Origin of the sequence: Janthinobacterium sp. FT14W, from assembly GCF_009208755.1 — a bacterium.
GTDB lineage: Bacteria > Pseudomonadota > Gammaproteobacteria > Burkholderiales > Burkholderiaceae_D > Janthinobacterium > Janthinobacterium violaceinigrum.
This window is the reverse complement of sequence record NZ_WFLL01000003.1, coordinates 124817-142055: the sequence shown is the minus strand read 5'-3', so window position 1 is coordinate 142055 and position 17239 is coordinate 124817. Positions and strand designations below refer to the sequence as shown.

Annotated in this window: 17 protein-coding genes and 1 riboswitch; of the genes, 5 read left to right on the top strand and 12 right to left on the bottom strand. The window is 62.3% G+C overall.

Features of this window, described 5'->3' with window-relative positions; translation table 11 throughout:
• Positions 1 to 21: 21 nt before the first annotated feature.
• The 8 genes from GCN74_RS04155 to GCN74_RS04120 all read right to left on the bottom strand — a co-directional run bounded on the left by GCN74_RS04155 (position 22) and on the right by GCN74_RS04120 (position 7545).
• Positions 22 to 216: a hypothetical protein gene (locus GCN74_RS04155; protein ID WP_034753063.1), complete on the bottom strand. Its 195-nt coding sequence runs from the start codon at positions 214 to 216 to the stop codon at positions 22 to 24.
• Positions 217 to 231: 15 nt separating this feature from the next.
• A complete protein-coding gene (gene hslU / locus GCN74_RS04150) occupies positions 232 to 1584 on the bottom strand; it encodes an ATP-dependent protease ATPase subunit HslU (RefSeq protein WP_152255458.1) in 1353 nt (450 codons plus the stop codon).
• 136 nt (positions 1585 to 1720) lie between these two features.
• Positions 1721 to 2257 (bottom strand): ATP-dependent protease subunit HslV, encoded by a 537-nt coding sequence (gene hslV / locus GCN74_RS04145; RefSeq protein WP_076565072.1) that lies wholly within the window; start codon positions 2255 to 2257, stop codon positions 1721 to 1723.
• A gap of 223 nt (positions 2258 to 2480) precedes the next feature.
• The gene (dksA, locus tag GCN74_RS04140) at positions 2481 to 2933 is read right to left on the bottom strand and encodes an RNA polymerase-binding protein DksA (RefSeq protein WP_034753066.1); all 453 of its coding nucleotides are present in this window, start codon (positions 2931 to 2933) and stop codon (positions 2481 to 2483) included.
• Positions 2934 to 3415: 482 nt separating this feature from the next.
• On the bottom strand, positions 3416 to 4516 hold the full coding sequence (locus tag GCN74_RS04135) for a CobW family GTP-binding protein (protein ID WP_152255457.1): 1101 nt from the start codon (positions 4514 to 4516) through the stop codon (positions 3416 to 3418).
• Between the two features lie 139 nt (positions 4517 to 4655).
• Entirely contained in the window at positions 4656 to 5603 is a 948-nt protein-coding gene (locus GCN74_RS04130; protein WP_152255456.1) for a tyrosine recombinase XerC, read from the bottom strand.
• 5 nt (positions 5604 to 5608) lie between these two features.
• Positions 5609 to 6286: a DUF484 family protein gene (locus GCN74_RS04125; RefSeq protein WP_152255455.1), complete on the bottom strand. Its 678-nt coding sequence runs from the start codon at positions 6284 to 6286 to the stop codon at positions 5609 to 5611.
• Positions 6287 to 6465: 179 nt separating this feature from the next.
• Positions 6466 to 7545 carry a porin gene (locus GCN74_RS04120; RefSeq protein ID WP_152255454.1) on the bottom strand — a complete coding sequence of 360 codons (1080 nt, stop codon included), beginning with the start codon at positions 7543 to 7545 and terminating at the stop codon, positions 6466 to 6468.
• A 415-nt stretch (positions 7546 to 7960) separates the two neighbouring features.
• Between GCN74_RS04120 and GCN74_RS04115 the strand changes: the two genes are divergently transcribed.
• On the top strand, positions 7961 to 9463 hold the full coding sequence (locus GCN74_RS04115; RefSeq protein WP_152255453.1) for a tetratricopeptide repeat protein: 1503 nt from the start codon (positions 7961 to 7963) through the stop codon (positions 9461 to 9463).
• A 23-nt stretch (positions 9464 to 9486) separates the two neighbouring features.
• On the opposite strand, the gene dapF is transcribed toward GCN74_RS04115, so the two are convergent.
• Genes dapF through GCN74_RS04100 form a run of 3 tightly spaced genes read right to left on the bottom strand, consistent with a single transcriptional unit; the run spans position 9487 to position 12103 of the window.
• Positions 9487 to 10350: a diaminopimelate epimerase gene (dapF, locus tag GCN74_RS04110; RefSeq protein WP_152255452.1), complete on the bottom strand. Its 864-nt coding sequence runs from the start codon at positions 10348 to 10350 to the stop codon at positions 9487 to 9489.
• Between the two features lie 11 nt (positions 10351 to 10361).
• A complete protein-coding gene (locus GCN74_RS04105; protein ID WP_152255451.1) occupies positions 10362 to 11237 on the bottom strand; it encodes a lipid A biosynthesis acyltransferase in 876 nt (291 codons plus the stop codon).
• Positions 11234 to 12103: a lysophospholipid acyltransferase family protein gene (locus GCN74_RS04100; RefSeq protein ID WP_152255450.1), complete on the bottom strand. Its 870-nt coding sequence runs from the start codon at positions 12101 to 12103 to the stop codon at positions 11234 to 11236. The genes GCN74_RS04105 and GCN74_RS04100 overlap by 4 nt, the downstream gene beginning before the upstream one ends.
• Positions 12104 to 12290: 187 nt before the next feature.
• Between GCN74_RS04100 and metK the strand changes: the two genes are divergently transcribed.
• The 4 genes from metK (at position 12291) to metF (ending at position 16469) form a co-directional block, all read left to right on the top strand.
• Positions 12291 to 13457, top strand: coding sequence for a methionine adenosyltransferase (gene metK, locus GCN74_RS04095; protein ID WP_152255449.1), 1167 nt, complete (start codon positions 12291 to 12293; stop codon positions 13455 to 13457).
• 123 nt (positions 13458 to 13580) lie between these two features.
• Positions 13581 to 13649: riboswitch (S-adenosyl-L-homocysteine riboswitch) on the top strand.
• A 27-nt stretch (positions 13650 to 13676) separates the two neighbouring features.
• Complete coding sequence (gene ahcY, locus GCN74_RS04090; RefSeq protein WP_152255448.1) at positions 13677 to 15101, top strand: adenosylhomocysteinase; 1425 nt, start codon at positions 13677 to 13679, stop codon at positions 15099 to 15101.
• A 194-nt stretch (positions 15102 to 15295) separates the two neighbouring features.
• A complete protein-coding gene (locus GCN74_RS04085) occupies positions 15296 to 15652 on the top strand; it encodes a phage holin family protein (RefSeq protein ID WP_152255447.1) in 357 nt (118 codons plus the stop codon).
• Positions 15639 to 16469 (top strand): methylenetetrahydrofolate reductase [NAD(P)H], encoded by an 831-nt coding sequence (gene metF, locus GCN74_RS04080; RefSeq protein ID WP_152255446.1) that lies wholly within the window; start codon positions 15639 to 15641, stop codon positions 16467 to 16469. The genes GCN74_RS04085 and metF overlap by 14 nt, the downstream gene beginning before the upstream one ends.
• A gap of 135 nt (positions 16470 to 16604) precedes the next feature.
• On the opposite strand, the gene GCN74_RS04075 is transcribed toward metF, so the two are convergent.
• Complete coding sequence (locus GCN74_RS04075) at positions 16605 to 17132, bottom strand: 5-formyltetrahydrofolate cyclo-ligase (protein WP_152255445.1); 528 nt, start codon at positions 17130 to 17132, stop codon at positions 16605 to 16607.
• Between the last annotated feature and the right edge of the window lie 107 nt (positions 17133 to 17239).

The following is a 17239-nucleotide window of genomic DNA, read 5'->3' as shown; positions in this document are numbered from 1 at the left end:
AACGGGGTGTCCGCGGGCGGCCTATTTATCTGTTTCCACTTTCAACAGCAATTTCGCCAGCAGCCGTTTTTCCTGCTGGCGCTGGCCTGACACGGTTTTTACGTGCGCCCCGGCGGCGCGCTGCAGGGCGGCCGTGGCGACGGGGTTGCGCGGTTTTTGCGAGGGTTCGACGCGGAACTGCATTTTCTGCCGCGTCGCCAATGCCTTGTTTGCCATCGGTCCCCTCCCTGATTACAGCACGTAGCGCGACAGGTCTTCGTTGACCGACAGCGCTTCCAGGCGTTCGTTGACGTAGGCGGCATCGATCACCAGCACGTTTTCCGTGCTGTTGCTGCCTTCGCTGGCCGTAAACGACACTTCTTCCAGCAGTTTTTCCATCACCGTGTGCAAGCGGCGCGCGCCGATGTTTTCCGTGCGCTCGTTTACCGAGTAGGCGATTTCCGCCAGGCGCGTGATGCCTTCCGGCGCAAATTGCAGCTTCAGGTTTTCCGTCGCCAGCAAGGCTTCGTACTGCATCGTCAGGCAGGCGTCGGTGCTCGTCAGGATGCGCTCGAAGTCCGAAATCGACAGCGATTCCAGTTCCACGCGGATGGGGAAGCGCCCCTGCAGTTCCGGGATCAGGTCCGACGGTTTCGACAGGTGGAAGGCGCCCGAGGCGATGAACAGGATGTGGTCCGTGCGTATCATGCCGTACTTGGTGTTGACGGTCGTGCCTTCGACCAGCGGCAGCAGATCGCGTTGCACGCCCGCGCGCGAGACGTCGGCGCCGCCCGATTCCGAGCGCGAGGCGATCTTGTCGATTTCATCGAGGAAGACGATGCCGTTCTGCTCGACGTTCTGGATGGCCTTCTGTTTCAGCTCGTCCTCGTTGACCAGCTTGGCCGCCTCTTCCTCGACCAGCAGTTTCAAGGCTTCGCGGATCTTGACCTTGCGCGCCTTCTTGCGCTGCCCGCCCACGCCCGAAAACATGGACTTGATCTGCTCCGTCATTTCTTCCATGCCCGGCGGCGCCATGATTTCCATCTGCGGGCCCGCTTCGGCCAGTTCGATCTCGATTTCCTTGTCATCGAGCTCGCCCTGGCGCAAGCGCTTGCGGAAGGTCTGGCGCGTGCTGTCGCCGCTGCCGCTGTCCACGGCCGCCGCCGTATTCGGCGTGAAGCCGAAGTCGCGTGCCGGCGGCACGAGGATGTCGATGATGCGGTCTTCCGCCGCGTCTTCGGCGCGGGCGCGCACCTTCTTCATTTCCAGTGCGCGCGTCTGCTTGATGCCGATGTCGATCAGGTCGCGGATGATGGTGTCGACGTCGCGCCCCACATAGCCCACTTCCGTGAACTTGGTCGCTTCGATCTTGATGAAGGGCGCCTCGGCCAGCTTGGCCAGGCGGCGCGCGATTTCCGTCTTGCCGACGCCCGTGGGGCCGATCATGAGGATATTCTTGGGCGTGATTTCATGGCGCAGGGGCTCGGCCACCTGCTGGCGGCGCCAGCGGTTGCGCAGGGCGATGGCGACGGCGCGCTTGGCCTTGGCCTGGCCCACCACGTGCTTGTCGAGTTCGGTGACGATTTCCGACGGGGTCATGTTCATGATCATAGTTGGCTTTCTATCTTTCTTTTGCGTAGAGTGCCCGAAAAACGTTCAGGGCAAGGCGCTTGGCCGCAGGCAGTACCTTTTTGTACGCCCAGGCCAGGCAACGCAGCCATGGGCGTTTTCTCGGGGACTCTTAGTCCAGGGTCTCGATGATGTGGGACATATTCGTGTAGATGCAGAGTTCCGCAGCGATGGTCAGCGATTTCCTGACCACTTCGGCCGGCGAGAGGTCCGTGTTTTCCTGCAGCGCCTTGGCGGCCGACTGGGCATAGGTGCCGCCCGAGCCGATGGCGCCGATGCCGTCTTCCGGCTCCAGCACGTCGCCATTGCCCGTGATGACCAGGGTCGACTCGCTGTCGGCCACCAGCAGCATCGCTTCCAGGCGGCGCAGCACGCGGTCCGTGCGCCAGTCCTTGGCCAGTTCGACGGAGGCGCGCAGCAGGTTGCCCTGGTGTTTTTCCAGCTTGCCTTCAAAACGGTCGAGCAGGGTGAAGGCGTCGGCGGTGCCGCCGGCAAAGCCGACCAGGACCTTGCCCTGGTACAACTTGCGCACCTTGCGGGCCGTGCCCTTCATGACAATGTTGCCCAACGTTACCTGGCCGTCGCCGCCCAGCGCGACTTGCTTGCCGCGCCGGACGCAGAGGATGGTGGTGCCGTGAAATTGTTCCATAGTGACCTCAAAAGATTCGTGCCGATGCGTGCAGCGTCATGCGCTTGCGCGCCCATGGCTCAAAAGTGGGGATGGAAAAGGCAATTGCAAGCGGGACTTGCCGCTGCCGTGCCTGCTTCAGTGTAGTCGGCGCGGGACGAAAAAAAAGCACGCAACGCAGGTTGTGTGCTTTTTTGATTCGTCAGCGCGGGGTCGCCGGGGCGGCTGCGCGAGGGAAGGGCGATCAGTCGCCGTACAGTTTTTGCTTCAGTTCGCGCCGTTGCTGGGCTTCCAGCGACAGGGTGGCGGTCGGACGGGCGATCAGGCGGGGGATGCCGATAGGCTCGCCCGTTTCTTCGCACCAGCCGTAGTCGCCGGCGTCGATGCTGGCGATCGATTGCTGCACTTTCTTCAGCAATTTGCGTTCGCGGTCGCGCGTGCGCAGTTCCAGCGCATGTTCTTCCTCGATGGTGGCGCGGTCGGCAGGGTCCGGGACCAGCACGGTTTCACGCAAGTGTTCCGTGGTTTCGCCGGCGTTTTTCAGCAAGTCTTTTTCGAGCTGCTGCAGGCGTGCCTTGAAGAATGCCAGTTGTGCCGGATTCATGTAGTCATCTTCGCTCATGGCGCGAATTTGGTCTTCGCTGATGAGAGGGATGTCTTGGTTGGCGGCCGGGGTCGATTTATTAGTTTTGGTCATAACTTCGCTTACCTTCGATACGACAGAGTTTTCAAATTGATCAGTTGATGCGGCGATGCCGAGCAACTGTACAGGTTCCGCTGGGCATTGCTGTCCGGATGTACTGCTTGCGACCTTGGCTTGCCGGCGGCGGCCAGGACTACCGGCCGGCTATATTTGCCGTGTTGATAACTTTTTACCGCTCTATGCCAGTCGCGCTATGCGCGCGTCAACGGGCGTGTTGGGTGGATCGGTTGCATGCCTGGCATGCGGCCAGCGGCAGTTTGCCAGCATTTCATGACAGGCGAACGACATGGGCCGTTTTCGTCGCTGATTTTGGCACGCTTTGCTTTATATTGCCATCCCGATTTGTTGACTTGCCGATCAGAGGCGGCCACCTGTTGGTTTATACCAGCAAGATGCGTGTCAGACAGCGGGAAAGCGTGCTTAACTTTCCCTTTTGTTTCTGCTTTGCAACGGATACTTTGCAAAACCCGGTTAGTTTATACCAAACATTGTTCGAGTCCGCGAATAAAAATGTCTTTTGGTAGATTTTTGCCAATAAACACCATTTTGCTGCCACGCACTTCATTCTCGCCCCATTTGGCGCCCAGGTCGCTGCCCATCAGCTGGTGCACGCCCTGGAAGACCACCTTGCGTTCCGCGCCCTGCATCAGCAGCACGCCCTTGTAGCGCAGCATGCGCGGGCCGTACACTTGCACCAGGCCGCCGAGGAACTCGTCGAGCTTGGCGCTGTCAAACGGTTGCGTGCTCTTGAAAACGAAGGCGGCGATATCGTCGCTGTGCTGCGCGTGGTGGTGGTCGGCATGGCCGCAGTCGGTGGCGCAGGCGTCGCTGTGCTCGTGATGATGTGCGTTCTCGCCGGCATGCGCATGCTCATGATCATGTTCGTGCGCGTGGTCATGATCGTGCACGTGGGCCGTTTCCGTGGCCAGGAAGTCCGGGTCCAGTTCCAGTTTTTCGTTCAGGTTGAAGCCGCGGATGTCGAGCACTTCGGCCAGCGGGGCGCGGCCGAAATCGACCCTGGCGATGGGTGCGCGCGGGTTGATGCGCTTCAGGCGGCGCGTCAGCGCGGTCACGTCGTCTTCACTGACGAGGTCGGTTTTCGACAGCAGCAGCTTGTCGGCAAAGCCCACTTGCCGCTGGGCTTCTTCGTATTCATCGAGTTGCTTCATGGCATGGCGCGCATCGACCACCGTGAGGATGGCGTCGAGCATGTAGTGGCTGCCCACTTCTTCGTCGACAAAGAAGGTTTGCGCCACGGGGCCGGGATTGGCCAGGCCCGTCGTTTCGATGACGACGCGGTCGAACGCCAGCAAGCCGGCGTCGCGCTTGCGCGCCAGTTCCGTCAAGCCCACGATCAGGTCGCCGCGCACCGTGCAGCAGATGCAGCCGTTGTTCATCTCGATGATGTGCTCGTTGCTGTCCTGCACCAGGATCTCGTTGTCGATGTTTTCCTGGCCAAACTCGTTTTCGATCACGGCGATGCGCATGCCATGGTCTTCCTGCAGTATGCGGTTGAGCAAGGTGGTTTTGCCTGCGCCCAGGAAGCCGGTGAGGATGGTGGTGGGAATCAGTGCCATGAAGGATGCCTATGCTGTAATCGGTGGTGCCCCCGCGCAAGCGGACGAATGCGGACGATTATGCCGGAATTTTGCAAAATCTTGCAAATGGGCGCCGAGTCGCTTGATATGGATCAGGTTGGCAAGGGGCCGGGGGCGCTTACTTGAGCTTGGCGCGCGGGTGCGCCTGGTCATACACGTGCGCCAGATGCTGGAAGTCGAGGGCCGTGTAGACCTGGGTCGAGGTGATGCTGGAATGGCCGAGCATTTCCTGCACGGCACGCAAGTCGCCCGACGATTGCAGCACGTGCGACGCGAACGAGTGGCGCAGCACGTGCGGGTGCACATTCGCGGGAATCTCCGTGGCCAGCGCATGCGCCTTCAGGCGCAGCTGCAGCACGCGGGGCGAGATGCGCGTGCCGCGCGTGCTGAGGAACAGGGCGGCGCTGCCATCGGCCGCTGGCGGGCGCACGGCCAGCCAGGCAGTCAAGGCCACGAGGGCCGCCTTGCCGACGGGCACCTTGCGCATCTTGCTGCCCTTGCCCGTGACGATGACTTCAAAGCTGGCCAGGTCCAGCCAGCCCAGCGAAGCGTCCTGGCCGTTCTCGGCCTTGCAGTAATGGGTGTCCAGGCCGGTCAGTTCGGAGACGCGCAAGCCGCTCGAATACAGCAGCTCGAACATGGCGCGGTTGCACAGTTGTTCCGGCTCGGCGGCACCTTGCTGGTGTTGCGCGGGCGCCACGAGGCGCACGGCATCGTCCACCGACAGGGCTCTGGGCAGGGTCTTGGCCCGCTTGGGTGCGCGGATGCCGTCGACGGGGTTGGCATCGAGCTGGGTCTCGCCGCTGAGCCAGTTGAAAAAGCCCCGCCAGGACGACAGCTTGCGGGCGATCGAGCGCGGGTCGAGGCCGCCGGCATGCAGCTTGGCCGTGTAGCGGCGCACTTCATTGTGCGCCAGGGCCGTCCAGGGCGTGTTGCCGCTCAGTTCCAGCAAGGCGCGCAAGTCGCGTCCGTAGGCGTCCAGCGTGTGCGGCGACAGCTTGCGCTGCGTGGCCAGCTGCGCCAGGTAGCTGGCCAGCCATTCGGCCTTGCTGCGCGTCTCGCCCATGCTTGTCAGGCTGGCGCGCCGGCGCGCAGCGCAGCCAGGGCGGCGCTGGCCGTGGCGCCGATATGCACGAGGAAGTCGGTGCCCATGCTGGACGTGAAACGTTCGCTGTCGGGTGAGCCGAGCACCAGCAAGCCGAACGTGCCCGTGGTGCCGGGCGCGCGCAGGGCGATCATCACGGTCGATTCGATCTTGTCGGCCTGCAGCCAGTGCACGGCTTCGAAATCGCGGTTGCTGCCGCAGTACGGCGCTTGCAGGCTGTTGGCGAACATGCGCACGTCGGCCGTGACATCTTCCGTGAACCAGCCATTCGCCTGTTCCGGCACCACTTGCCACAGGCGCAGGCTGACATAAGGCACGTCGAAATTGCTTTGCAAGGCGTCGACCAGCACGCGCGGCATGTCTGCGTCGTTGCGTACTTGCAGCATGGCCTGGTTCCAGCCGTGGAACTTGCTGGCGATGTCGCCATTTTCCTCGGCCAGGCGGCTCAGCTTGGACATGCGCAGTTCCAGCGCCTTGTACTTGTCGCGCATCACTTCCATCTGCCGTTCCTGCAGCGAGATGGTGCGTCCCGTCAGCGGACTGCTCAGCTTGACCTCGCCGAGCAGCGCGGTGTGCTCTTCGAAGAAAGTCGGATGCTCGCTCAGGTACTGGGCGACGGTGCTGGAATCGAGTGTGGCGGTCATTGAGAATATCTGTCAGTGAAAGGTGAACGCTTCATTCTAACCGAGAGTGCGGCGGCATAGGCGCAAAGGGCAGGGCGCCCGTGCATTTTCCGCGCGCGCATGAAAAAAGCGGCATGGTTGCCCATGCCGCCTTGCATTCCTTGCTCAGCAATCACCCGTGGCGGGTGAGCTGCGGGGCATTAGAAGTTGTGATGTACGCCCAGGCCGATGTAGTTGACCGAGGTGGTGTTGTTGTAGTTGGTGGCGCTGGCCGATTTCTTGTTCGAAATATCTGCGTACAGGTAGGTACGCTTCGACAGATTGTAGTCGTAGCCCAGCGATGCTTGCTTGGTCTTGGCTACGCCGTCCGGCGTTTTCTGGCCGTAGCCTGCGCGGAACTTGCCTGGGCCGACGTCATAGTTGGCGCCCAGCACCCACGACTTGGTGTCGGTATTGACGATTTTGAAATCGCCGTCATCCTGGTGCTGGTAGGTTGCCATCAGTTTCAATTCCGAGATTGGATTGAACGATGCGCCTACCGACCACAGCTTGGCTTGCACGCCGTTACGCTCGTAGGCAGCCATGGCGGCGAACTGGGCGTTGTTGTACGTTGCCGACACCGAGTACGGGTTCGATGCTGGCACCACGTTGGCTGGCAGCGCGAAGTTGCCGGTGGCATTCGTCGTCAGGTTGCGCACGGTGGCGGCGACGGCGGCATTGTTGTTCGCTTCCTTGGCCGCCACGGTGGCGTTGAACTGGAAGCCGCTGATGACTGGCGAGTTGTAGAACACGGCATTCGAGAAGCGGTTACGCGAGTTGCCTGGCGCGCTCAGCGGATCGCTGGTGTAGCCGGCGACGGTCAGGTCGGTCTGGAAACCGGCTGGCGTAGGCATGCCCGACCATGGTTCGAAACTGGTGCTCGTTTCCTGGAAAGCGGTCAGGCCACGGCCCAGGCGTACGGTACCGAAGTCGCCTTGCAGGCCGACGCGGCTTTGACCCTGGAACAGCGGACGCGAATTGGCGCCCGAGGTGTTTTCTACGGTGCCGGTGTCGGATTCATAGCGAATTTCCAGTTGGAAAATAGCTTTCAAGCCATTGCCCAGATCTTCCGTGCCCTTGAAGCCCAGTTTGTTGTTGTCGCGCTTGGTGACGGCGGTGGTCGAACCAGTCGCTTTGGCCAGGCCTGCATCGATCGTGCCGTAGATTTGGACGGACGACTGCGCTTGTGCGGTTGCGGCAAAGGCGCCGAAGAGTGCGAGGGCAACGAGTGATTTTTTCATGTCTTATTCCCTATTAAAAGTGAGTTCCGTCCGAGATCCGAGCAGATTGAAATACGCGAACTGGCGCGTTTCGATGAATCAACCTTAATTCGTCGGCGCGCAAGACGTGCGGGATTGGTCAAATATGCGTGAAAAGATTGGTGAAAAGCGTCATAAATCCATGGCCCTGTTGTATTTTTGTAACGCGCGGTTTCTGCCGATCTTGTACTGATGGCAAGCATTCTCCCGTCGCCATGGTCGCTGCACCCTGTCATCTTGGCGTGTCCGGGCCTGGGCATTGTTGCGTTGAATCAAGTTCTTCAGCCGGCTTTGGCGGATTTATGACACAAGGACGTTACACTAAGGGACGGCCTGCACTGATGGGTCTGGAGACGGCTCACTATTATTAGAATCATTGACTCAATATCGAGAATCGATGGCAAATCGCGAAACATTAGGATTGATCAAGGGTGCACGTGCAGGCGACGTGGCGTGCCAGCTGGCGTTGGGACGCGTGTATCTGTTCGGCCAGGGGGTGCCGCAAAGCTTGCCGACAGCCTTGCACTGGCTGGCGCGGGCGGCCCAGGAGGATAGCGAGGAAGCGTGCATGCTGATTGGCACGCACGTGCCTTTCGAAGTGGCGCAGCCGGCAGCCAAGGCGCTGATTCCCTATTACGCGCAGGCGTTCGATGCGGGCCTGGTGCAGGCCGGGCTGGTGCTGGCGCAACTGGTGCTGGGCAATGCCGCCAGCAGTTGCGAAACCTTGCGCGCCAAGGCGCGCCTGGCGCTGGACGCCGCCGTGCGCGCCGGCTTGCCCGATGCGCAATGGTTGTTGTCCATGCAGGGAGGCGCGTCCGCCGCCGCGCTGCCGGATGCCAACCTTGCTGGCGAGCAAGCTTTCGATGGCGATGCGCCGCTGTACGCGGGGCTGGAGCAGGCCTGGAGCCAGGGCGACCATGGGGGATTCCTGGCGCAAGCCTTGCCGCTGGCGCGCGAGCTGCTGCAGCGGCAGGCGGCGGCCGCTGCGCGCACGATCAGCCTCGACGCGCAGCAGGTGCTGCTGCTGTCGCGCTGCGCGCAGGCATTGGCGCCTGGCGGCGATGCGGAAGGCTGGCAGTGCTGCGAGCTGGCCGCGCATGGCGGCGACCGCACGGCGCAGCTGGAGCTGGGACTCGGCTACGCGCGCATGGATGCCCATGGCCAGCGGCTGGCCACGCGCCATGGCGCCGCCAATTTCAAGCGGGCCGTGCGCTGGCTGACGCAGGCGGGCGAGCAGGGACTGGCCGAAGCCTGGTTCGTGCTGTCGCGTATTTATACGAAACCGGAATTTTCCCAGCGCAATGTGGTCGAAGCCCATTCCTGCCTGGAGCGCGCGGCCGACCTGGGACATGGTCCGGCCCAGCTCGAGTGCGGCATGCATGCCTGGCGCAACCGCCGCGACGGCGTCAACAGCGATGTGCGGGCCGCCTATTGGCTGCTGCAGGCGCAGGCGCAGGGCAGCAGCGAAGCAGAGGCGGCGCTGGCGAAGATCGCGCCGCAGGGCGAATCCGGCGACTGGGGCCAGTGCGCCGCGCTGCATGCCGACGGGCACTTGCGCCAGCTGGTCCAGAGCCACCCCCTGCTGGCAGCGCGGCTGGAACTGGCGCGCCGCTTTCATTTGTCGCGTGCCGAGGCGCTGCTGCTCGATATCCATGCGGCCGACCAGGGACATTGTCTGTTGATCGATATCAGCGCCACGCATGGGCGCGGCAAGCGGCGCCTGGCGCTGATCCGCACGGCGCAGGAGCGCCAGCTGCTCGATCAGGTGGTGCGCCTGTTCGAGCGCGTCGATTGCGGCGTGACGGGACCGGAAGGCAATTACCGGCAGCGCCTGTACCGGCTGAAGTGCTACCTGGCCGAGCTGGATGTCGCGCAGGAACAGCAGTTCCTGGCGGCATGATGTAGAACGGCTTGCCGCGCTGCCTATAGCTCGATCGCGCCTTCGAAGACGGTGACGGCCGGACCCGTCATCAGCACGGGATGGCCCGGGCCTTGCCAGGCGATCGACAGTTCGCCGCCGCGCGCGCTGATGCGCACGGGCGAATCGAGCCGGCCCCGCATGATGCCGGCCACGGCGGCGGCGCAGGCGCCCGTGCCGCACGCCAGGGTTTCGCCCGCGCCCCGCTCGTACACGCGCAGTTTCACGTGCTGGCGGTCTACGATCTGCATGTAGCCCGCGTTGACCCGGCGGGGGAAGCGCGGGTGGTGTTCGATCAGCGGGCCCGATTGTTCCAGGTCTTGCGCGTCGACATCGTCGACCACTTGCACGGCATGCGGGTTGCCCATCGACACGACCGACACCAGCACGGGGGCCGTCAGTCCCGGCAGCGCCAGGTCCAGCGGCCACACGGTGTCCTTGCCTTCCGTTACGCCAGCGAGGCCAGCCGCATCGAACGGCACCAGCGCGGGTTCCAGCACGGGCGCGCCCATGTCGACCGTGATGCTGCCGTCGATCTCCAGGCGGGGCGCGATGATGCCGGCCATGGTTTCCACGCGGATGCTGGTCTTGTCGGACAAGCCTTTTTCGCTGACGAACTTGACGAAGGCGCGCGCGCCGTTGCCGCATTGCTCCACTTCGCCCCCATCGTTGTTGTAGATGCGGTAGCGGAAGTCGCAGCCGGGCAGGCGCGGCTTTTCCACCACGAGGATCTGGTCGGCGCCGATGCCGAAACGGCGGTCGGCCAGGCGCTGCCACTGGCCCGGCGTGAAATCGATGTCCTGGTTGATGGCGTCGATGACGATGAAGTCATTGCCGGCGCCATGCATTTTGGTAAAGTGGATTTTCATGGTCTGCCGTATCACTTGTGCTGGTTATAGAACGAGGCTTCGCCTTCGGGACGCGTCTTGAAGCGCTTATGCGTCCAGAAATATTCGGCCGGCGCTTCGCGCACGCGTTCCTCGATGAATTCGTTCATGCGGCGCGTGGCGGCCGTGATGTCGTCGCCCGGGTAATCGTCCCACGCCGGGTAATAGGTCACTTTCCAGCCCTGGTAATTGGGCAGAAAGGTGGCGATGACGGGGATGACCTGCGCCTTGGCGGCCAGCGCCAGGCGCGCCGTGGCCGTCAGGGTGGCGGCGGGTACGCCGAAGAAGGGCACGAATTCCGCATCCTTTTCGCCGAAATCCATGTCCGGCAGCATGAAATAGGGCAGGCCGTCGCGCAGGGCGCGCAAAATCGTCTTGATGCCGTCCTGGCGCGTAAACAGCTTGGGCGGCTTGAAGCGCGAACGGCCGTTGCGCAGGGCCTGGTCGAAGGCTGCGTTCTTTTGCTGCACATACATGGACGAGGCGGAAATTTCCATGGCCGTGGCGGCGCCGGCCACGTCGAGGCAGACGAAGTGCGGACACAGCAGGATGGTGGGCTTGGCCGCGATCTGCTGGCCCGGGAAGGCGGGCACCTTCTTGATCAGGCGGTTCAGCCGTTCTTCCGACGACCACCACAGGATGCTGCGCTCCCACACGCTGCGCGAATACGCCTGGAAATGCTGGCGCGCCAGGGCCACGCGCTCGGCTTCCGACAATTGCGGCATGCACAGGCGCAGATTCGTCAGGGCAATCTTGCGCCGCGTGGGCATGGCGATGAACAACAGGCTGCCGACGGCCACGCCGAAGCGGCCCAGGATGGGCAAGGGCAGCCAGTGCAGCAGCCACATGAAGGCGATCAGCAGTCTCATGCCTGCTCCTTGGCTGCCTCGGCCGCCGCCGGCGCGGGCGGCGGCGCGCCGCGCGGCACCTTGTAGCGGTTGTAGCTCCACAAATATTGCGCGGGGCTGCGCGCGATCAACTGTTCCATGGCCGCATTGATGGTGCGCGCCTGTTCCGCCGAGGTACTATCGAGCGACTCGGTAAACGGCACGAAGTGCACGACGTAGCCGCGTCCGCCCGGCAGGCGCTCGGCGTAAGTGATGATGACTTCGGCGCCGCCCATCTGCGCCAGCTTGGCCGGCAGGGTCATGGTGTAGGCGGGGCGGCCGAAGAAATCGGCCCACACGCCTTCGCCCTCCTGCGGCACCTGGTCGGGCAGCAGGCCGATGGGCTGGCCTTTTTTCAGGCATTTGGCAAAGATGCGCACGCCCGACATATTGGCGGGCGCCAGCATCAGGTTTTCGCGCGCGCGGGCCCCTTCGATCAAGGGCTTGAGCGCGGCGCGCTTGGGCGGGCGGTACATCACGGTGAGCGGCGTGCGCAGCGCGATCTGCTGGGCGACGATTTCAAAGCAGCCCAGGTGCGGCGTCAGGAAGACGATGCCGCGGCCGTGCTGCAGGGCTTTTTCCACCAGCTCCCAGTTTTCCACCGTCGCATGGCGCGCCACGCGCTCGGCCGGCGCGCACCAGATGAAGGGCAATTCCAGCACGCTCTTGCCCGCTTCGGCCACGGCCGTGTGCAAGTGTTGCGAAAACCCCGCACCCTGCATGTTCTCGCGCATGCGGCGCCGGTAGGAAGGTGAAATGGCGTAAATCACCCAGCCAAGCGCAGCGCCCAGGCCATGCAGGACGGGCAGGGGAAAGATGGATAAGAAGCGGAAAATTGGGACTAACATGAATAAGCGGTTTCCAGGAATGGCGTGTTGCTGTGCCAAAATTTTTTAAGAAGCGTAAAATACCACGTATGCAGTAACCGCTGAGTTAATAGACAACTTGCGATGCGGAATATAAATCTCGCTAAAGCGTCGCAGGCAAATCCTCTTTACTGCGACAGAACATTCACATAGTAAACAGGAGCTTGCAATGTCAAACGACTATCTCTTCACTTCCGAATCCGTCTCGGAAGGCCATCCCGACAAGGTTGCCGATCAAATTTCCGACGCCATCCTTGACGCCATCCTGGCCCAGGATCCAGCCGCCCGCGTGGCTGCCGAAACCCTGTGCAACACGGGCCTGGTGGTGCTGGCTGGCGAGATTACCACTCACGCCAATGTGGATTATATTCAAGTTGCGCGCGAAACCATCAAACGCATCGGTTACGACAACACGGAATACGGCATCGACTACAAGGGTTGCGCCGTGCTGGTGGCCTACGACAAGCAGTCGCCGGACATCGCGCAAGGCGTCGATGAAGGTGCGGGGATTGACTTGGATCAAGGCGCTGGCGATCAGGGCTTGATGTTCGGTTATGCCTGCGATGAAACGGCCGAGCTGATGCCCGCCGCCATCCACTACGCGCACCGCCTGGTCGAGCGCCAGTCGCAGCTGCGCAAGGATGGCCGTTTGCCATGGCTGCGTCCGGACGCGAAATCGCAAGTGACCCTGCGCTACGTCGATGGCCGCCCCGTCGGCGTGCACACGGTCGTGCTGTCGACCCAGCATGCGCCGGAAATCTCGCACTCGCAGATCGAAGAAGCGGTCATCGAAGAAATCATCAAGCCCATCCTGCCGCGCGAATGGCTGACGGACACGAAATTCCTCGTCAACCCGACGGGCCGTTTCGTCATCGGCGGTCCGCAAGGCGATTGCGGCTTGACCGGCCGCAAGATCATCGTCGACACCTACGGTGGCGCAGCCCCGCACGGCGGTGGCGCGTTCTCGGGCAAGGACCCGTCGAAAGTCGACCGTTCGGCAGCGTATGCGGCCCGCTACGTGGCGAAAAACATCGTCGCCGCCGGCCTGGCGCGCCAATGCCAGGTGCAGGTCAGCTACGCCATCGGCGTGGCCAAGCCGATCAACATCACCGTCTACACGGAAGGCACGGGCGTGATTCCCGACGCGGAAATCGCCAAGCTGGTGCTGGCGCACTTCGACCTGCGTCCAAAAGGCATCGTGCAAATGCTGGACCTGCTGCGTCCGATCTACCAGAAGAGCGCCGCCTACGGCCACTTCGGCCGCGAAGAGCCGGAATTCACGTGGGAACGCACGGACAAGGTCGCCCTGCTGCGCGACGCCGCCGGCCTGAAGTAATCTAGTCGGATTTGCAAGAAAAGCGTCCCGGCCTGTTGGCCACGGGCGCTTTTTTTATGTGTTGTCGCGTGGCAATGCCGTACAAACAGGCTGGCGCGGCGGCCTTGGCAATGTTAAAATCCCGTGTCCGAGGAGCGTTGCGACGAAGAAATTCGCCAGGCTCGGAATATCCTGCAACCGCGCTCACGTACCTTTTTCAACAACTGAAAGGAGGGCGTGATGAACGCCGTACTCAAATCGCAATACGACTACACCATCGCCGATATCACCTTGGCCGCATGGGGCGACAAAGAAATCAAGATTGCTGAAACGGAAATGCCTGGCCTGATGGCCATCCGCGAAGAATTCGCGGCAGCGCAGCCTTTGAAAGGCGCGCGCATCACCGGTTCCATCCACATGACCATCCAGACTGCCGTGCTGATCCAGACCCTGGAAGCACTGGGCGCGCAAGTGCGTTGGGCATCGTGCAACATTTACTCCACGCAAGACCACGCCGCCGCCGCCATCGCTGCCGCCGGCACCCCTGTGTTCGCCGTCAAGGGCGAATCGCTGGACGACTACTGGGAATACACGCACCGCATCTTCGAATGGCCGAACGTGGACGGCAAGGCTGTCTACTCGAACATGATCCTCGACGATGGCGGCGATGCCACCCTGCTGCTGCACCTGGGCGTGCGCGCGGAAACCGACCTGTCGGTGCTGGCCAACCCCGGTTCGGAAGAAGAAATCTGCCTGTTCAACTCGATCAAGAAGCACTTGCTGGCCGACCCGACCTGGTATTCGAAGCGCCTGCCGGAAATCCTGGGCGTGACGGAAGAAACCACCACCGGCGTGCACCGCCTGTACCAGATGCACAAGGAAGGCAAGCTGGCTTTCCCTGCGATCAACGTGAACGATTCCGTGACGAAATCGAAATTCGACAACCTGTACGGCTGCCGCGAATCCTTGGTCGACGGCATCAAGCGCGCCACCGACGTGATGATCGCCGGTAAAGTGGCCGTCATCGCCGGTTACGGCGACGTGGGCAAAGGTTCGGCGCAAGCCATGCGCGCCCTGTCGGCGCAAGTGTGGGTGACGGAAGTCGATCCGATCTGCGCACTGCAGGCGGCGATGGAAGGCTACCGCGTGGTCACGATGGATTACGCATGCGAACACGGCGACATCTTTGTCACCTGCACGGGCAACTACCATATCCTGACGCACGATCACCTGACGCGCATGAAAGACCAGGCCATCGTCTGCAACATTGGTCACTTCGACAATGAAATCGACGTCGCTTCGTTGAAACAATACGAGTGGGAAAACATCAAGCCGCAAGTCGACCACATCATCTTCCCGTCGGGCCGCCGCATCATCCTGCTGGCCGAAGGCCGCCTGGTCAACCTCGGTTGCGGCACGGGCCACCCGTCGTACGTGATGAGCTCGTCGTTTGCCAACCAGACGATCGCGCAGATCGAACTGTACGCCAACACGGCCAACTACCCGGTCGGCGTGTACACCTTGCCGAAACACCTCGATGAAAAAGTCGCCCGCCTGCAACTCAAAAAGTTGAATGCGCAGCTGACGGAACTGACGCAAGAGCAAGCCGACTACATCGGCGTGCGCACGGAAGGTCCATACAAGCCCGACCACTACCGCTACTAATCGGTTGCTTGCCTCGGGAACCTACTGCGCGGCGCGGGGCGCGGCCGGCGATGCTCGCTGTACCTTCGTAGAGCTGCGCTTCTCGGCCACGCCGCGCATCCGCTCGCTACGGTTCGCGAGGCAACAAGGCTCACTTGTGTAATTTAAAAGTCCGGCCGTCGCCGGTCGATTATCGCTTTTGACAGGCTAGAGAAATGCGCTTGCTACTGATTTGGTTTATCAATGCGGCAGCCCTGTTTGCCGTTCCCTACCTGATGCACTCGGTGACGATGAGCAGCGGCTGGACCGCGCTGCTGGCCGCCGCCGTGCTGGGACTGGTCAATGCGCTGATCCGCCCCCTGCTGATCCTGCTGACCCTGCCCGTGACGTTCTTGTCGCTGGGTCTGTTCATTTTGATCATCAACGGTTTCATGTTCTGGCTGGTGGCGCAGGTGATAACTGGTTTCCATGTTGCCAGTTTCTGGTCGGCCGTGGGTGGTGCATTGCTGTACAGCGTCATTTCCTGGGCCTTGTCGACCTTACTTTTGAGTAATGACGATGGCAAACCATAACTTCAGTATTGAGTTTTTCCCGCCGAAAACCCCGGAAGGGGCGGAAAAGCTGCGCGCCACGCGGGTCAAGTTGTCCGAATTGCATCCGAAGTATTTCTCGGTGACGTTTGGCGCGGGCGGCACCACGCAGCAGGGCACGCTCGACACCGTGCGCGAGATCCTGGCGGCCGGCGAAGAAGCCGCGCCCCATCTGTCTTGCGTGGGCGGTTCGCGCGAATCGATCCGCGCCGTGCTGGCCGACTTCAAGGCGGCTGGCGTGAACCGCATCGTCGCCTTGCGCGGCGACTTGCCGAGCGGCTATGGCGCCTCGGGCGAGTTCCGCTATGCCAACGAGCTGGTGGAATTCATCCGCGCCGAGACGGGCGACCATTTCCATATCGAAGTGGCCGCCTATCCGGAAGTGCATCCGCAAGCCCGTTCGCCGCAGGACGACCTGAACGCGTTCGCGCGCAAGGTGCAGGCCGGCGCCGATGCCGCCATCACCCAGTACTTCTACAATGCCGACGCGTATTTCCAGTTTGTCGAGCAGACGCAGAAGATGGGCATCAACGTGCCCATCGTGGCCGGCATCATGCCGATCACGAACTACACGCAGCTGATGCGCTTTTCGGACATGTGCGGCGCCGAAATTCCACGCTGGGTGCGTTTGAAACTGGCCAGCTTTGGCGACGACAGCGCGTCCATCAAGGCTTTCGGCCTGGACGTGGTGACGGGCTTGTGCGAACGCCTGCTGGAAGGCGGCGCGCCCGGCTTGCATTTCTATAGCATGAACCAGGCGGCGCCCACGACCGCACTGTGGCAGCGCCTGGTCAAGTAATTCTTTGCAGTTATAGCGCCTAACAAAACCGTCGCGAGCGGCAGCGAGTTGTGGCCGAGAAGCGGAGCTGTGCTATAGCACAGTGAGCATCGGAGGCCGCAAATCGCGACGCGCAGTAGGTTATGTTAGGTGCTTTCAGAGCAGATCGCCCTCGGTCACGATGTGATCGAGGGCGATGTCGTATTCGCCCTTGGGAAAAGATGCCGCCAGGCAGGCATAGGCGATGCCCACGGTGCGCGGACGGGGCGTGGCGGCCAGGGTGCGGTCGTAATAGCCGCCGCCATAGCCGAGCCGGAAACGTTGCTCATTAAATCCCAGGCAAGGCACCAGCAGGGTGGCGGGCGCCGGGCACAGGCGCAACTGGGCGGGCACGGCCACGCCCATGCCATCCTTGACCATCGCTGCGCCCGGCGTCCAGGCAGAAAACGCCAGCGGCGCGTGCTTTTCCAGCACCACCGGCAAGCTTAGTTGCACGCCGCGCGCGGCCAGTTGCGCATACGCGCCGTGCAGGTCCGGCTCGCCGTGCAGGGGCCAGTAGACGCCCAGTTCCCCGACGTTTTCCTGCGCGCACCAGTCCAGCAGGCGCTGCGCGATGGCCGCATCCCACTGCGCGCGCGTGGCCTCGGGCAGGGCGCGGCGGGCCGCCAGCAAGGCTTTGCGCAAGCTGGCTTTTTCCTGTGGCGCAATGGGTGGCCGTGTGGCCGGATCGCATGTTATTCTAGGGTCGCTATTCATATCACCATCAAGTTAAGATTGAGAGTCGTACATTG